Annotated in this window: 2 protein-coding genes; both read right to left on the reverse strand. The window is 31.3% G+C overall.

The features are described 5' to 3' along the window. Nucleotides 1-288: 288 nt before the first annotated feature. Nucleotides 289-1,005 (reverse strand): ATP-binding protein, encoded by a 717-nt coding sequence (locus DIU01_RS02115; RefSeq protein WP_290831611.1) that lies wholly within the window; start codon nt 1,003-1,005, stop codon nt 289-291. Nucleotides 1,006-1,022: 17 nt separating this feature from the next. Then, nucleotides 1,023-2,762, reverse strand: coding sequence for a PAS domain S-box protein (locus DIU01_RS02120; RefSeq protein ID WP_290831612.1), 1,740 nt, complete (start codon nt 2,760-2,762; stop codon nt 1,023-1,025). Nucleotides 2,763-3,297: the final 535 nt, after the last annotated feature.

Raw genomic sequence — 3,297 nt, forward strand, 5'->3', positions numbered from 1 at the left:
ATGTTTTACGTCTTTTTACTTCAAACTTTTCTCCGTATCAAACAGTTAAACTGCTATTATTACAAATTTGGCAATATTATGTTCAAGACAATTATTTTAAAAAAATCTTACTTTGTCTTAATAACCTGATTTGATTAGTTGGTATAGTTAACTTTAACCAAAACTCTTTAATTTGTAGTATAGCATTGATAAATTCGGCCTACTCAAAAGCATCAAGTGTATGGAGAAATCCTTCGTTGTCGTCTACAAGATGGATAGGAGCTAATTTTAAATTCTTGTTGTTCACAATTATAAACGTTTTTTATTTTTTAATATAGTAAAGTGAAAATTAGAACCTTTACCTTCTTCAGATTCAACCCAAATTTCACCTCCTAAAAACTCAATGCTTCGCTTGACAATTGCTAGTCCAATACCAGTTCCATCATTTTCTTTTCTGTTTTGTAATCTTTGAAAAATGATAAATATTTTATGGTAATACATTGGGTCAATTCCAATACCATTGTCTTTTATGGTAAACTGCCAAACATTTTCTTTTTCTATGACATCAATTTCAATCCTTGGTGGTTTATTCTCGTCTACATATTTTAATGCGTTGTCAAGTAGACAATGAAAAATTTGTGTTATTGGAGCCCGATAGGTTTCAATAGAAGGTAATTCATGAAAAGTTATAGTAGCCTTTTTATCTTCAATAATTTTTGTTCTCAATAGCGTATATTCAGATACGATTTCATTTAGGTTTATCAATTCATTTTGTTCGGTTGGTTTATTCGCTCTTGAATAAACTAATAAATCCAAAATAATTTGCTTCATCCTTTTGGCTCCGTCCATTGCAAAATAAATGTATTGTTGTCCCTTTTCATCAAAACGATCAGTATATTTATGCTTTATTTTATCCAGAAAACTGATAATCATCCGCAGTGGTTCTTGTAAATCGTGTGACGCTACAAAAGCAAACTGTTCTAATTCTTCATTCGATCTTTTTAATTCTGCTGCCTGTTCATTCAACGATTTATTAAGTTCAATTAATTTTTCTTCTTGTTTTTTTGTTCTGTAATATTAGTCATAACGCCAACCATACGAATAGCTTTTCCATTGTTATTGCGTAAAATCAATCCTCTATCTATTACAAAAACTAGTTCATTGTTATTGTTAAAGATGCGGTATTTTTCCTCCCATCTATCACAATCTGGATCTTCCAGCGCTTTTTCTATACTGTTTTTAATTTTGGAAATATCGTCCTTGTGAAATTTATCTTTCCAAAAATCCTTTTTACCCATAACCTTGGATGTACCAACACCAAAGAAATTATCTATGGCATTTGATCTATAAAATATTCCAGTTTCTATATCCCAATCCCAGATAACATCATCGGTAGCCTCGGTTACTTTTTTAAAGCGTTCGTTGGCCATTTCCAATTTTTTCTCGCTTCGCTTACGTGCGGTAACATCCTTAAAGAATATGGAAATACCATCTTTAGAGGGATAAATATGATTCTCAAGCCACGAGCCGTAGGGTTCGAAAAATTCCTCCAAGTACATATATTTTTGTGTAGCAAAGGCTTTTTCGTAAGTAATATGGACTGGCTGATTACGACCTTCTGGAAATTCAGTCCAAATGTGCTTTCCAATTATTTTTTCCGGGTCAGTGTTAAAAATTTCACCTGCTTTCTTATTCATGTAGGTAAAGCACCAATTGGCATCCAATGCTACAAAAGCTTCTGTAATTCTCTCCAGAATACTGTTCTTTTCATTTAACGCATTTAATAGTTCTCGTTCTGCTTTTTCACGCTGTGTAATATCTCTAATTAAAGCATAAAAAAACTCTTCATTTCTTTGTTTGACTGGTATAGCTGTTAATTCACTTGGAAATTCTTTTTCATTTTTTCTTATCGCAGATAATTCTAGCAATTCACCATTAGGTTTCCCTGCTCTTGTTTTTAGATAATTCGTTATTCCGCCAGCCTCATCCAAAATTGCCATTAAATTGGAACTCTCATGTACTAGTTCGTTTAAGCGGTTTTCACGCTCAATGAGTATTTCTTCTTTTTTAATTTTTTCGCTGCCGTCTCGGGCAACACCAACCATAATTTTGGTTTTCGGATCCCATTTTACTGACCAAAGATTGAAAGCGATACCACCGTCTTTTCTTTTATATCTATTTTCAAAAGTTGTTATTAATTTGCCTTCACTGATGTCTGATGTCACCTGATTGGTTTTTTCTAAATCTTCTTCAATAACAAAACTACTATATGCTTTACCGATTAACTCATCCTTTTCATATCCCCATAGCTCTTTACATGCTGCACTCACTTTAATAAAATTACCCTTTTCATCAATAGAGCAAATCACATCCAGAGAAGCATCCAATAATAGTTCTGCTTCTGTATTTGATTTTGTAAATGAAGTACTATTTCGTGATTGGCAAGCAACGTTGACTACAACGTTATGTTCATCCATAATCGGATTAAACGATATTTGATTGTATTCAATTTGATTCGTAGTAGGGTTAAAAAAGTGCTCCTCAATCTCGAATTGTTCGCCAGTCAACCCACGCTCATAATAGGCTTTCCACTTTTCTTTATAGCCATCGTCAAAACATTCTTCAAATATTTGCTCGTTGAGTTTTTTCTCTTTTCCAGTTACCTCTTTCATTGAGTGCAAGTAGGCTTTGTTGGCATAAACTAAACAAAAATGATGATCCACCACCCATGTAAGGTCTTTGGTATGTTCCAGCAAAAGGCTGCTATATTGATTTTGAATCATTCGAAAAATATATTGTTTATTTAATTATTTTTTTTACCAGATATAATTAAAAAATTTTAGCACTGTGTTATTTGTTAACATCATGTAATCGATTGTCGAAGTGGCGAATATTTAGTATTAACTTTAACAAATATAAAAATCATTTCTGAGTTTTGGTACTATTTCAAAGTTAGTGATAAACAGTTTTATATTGTTTAACTATTTGAAAAATAATTACTAAAATACATTTAAAAGTAATACGCAAGCAGTATATTTTGCTTTTTTTTTACATTTGATAAAATCTTAAACCGAAGAAAAAAAAATAAAATATCCTTCTCTCATATTCTAAAGTTAGTGATGCAGAAATTTGCTTAAAATTCAAATTATGAATTATAGACCTCACTTTTTTATTTTAAAAACTTTTGTAAGTAACTATTGCAAGGTTTCGTTTATAGATATTGAAGATTGTTTTAATCTTTTCTTTTTGGAAACTGTTCTGCTTTTTTACCTAACTTAGTGTACAGCCTTTCAAGTTCCTTTTATAACCTAATAAAAG

The sequence above is a fragment of the Flavobacterium sp. genome (assembly GCF_003525665.1).
GTDB lineage: Bacteria > Bacteroidota > Bacteroidia > Flavobacteriales > Flavobacteriaceae > Flavobacterium.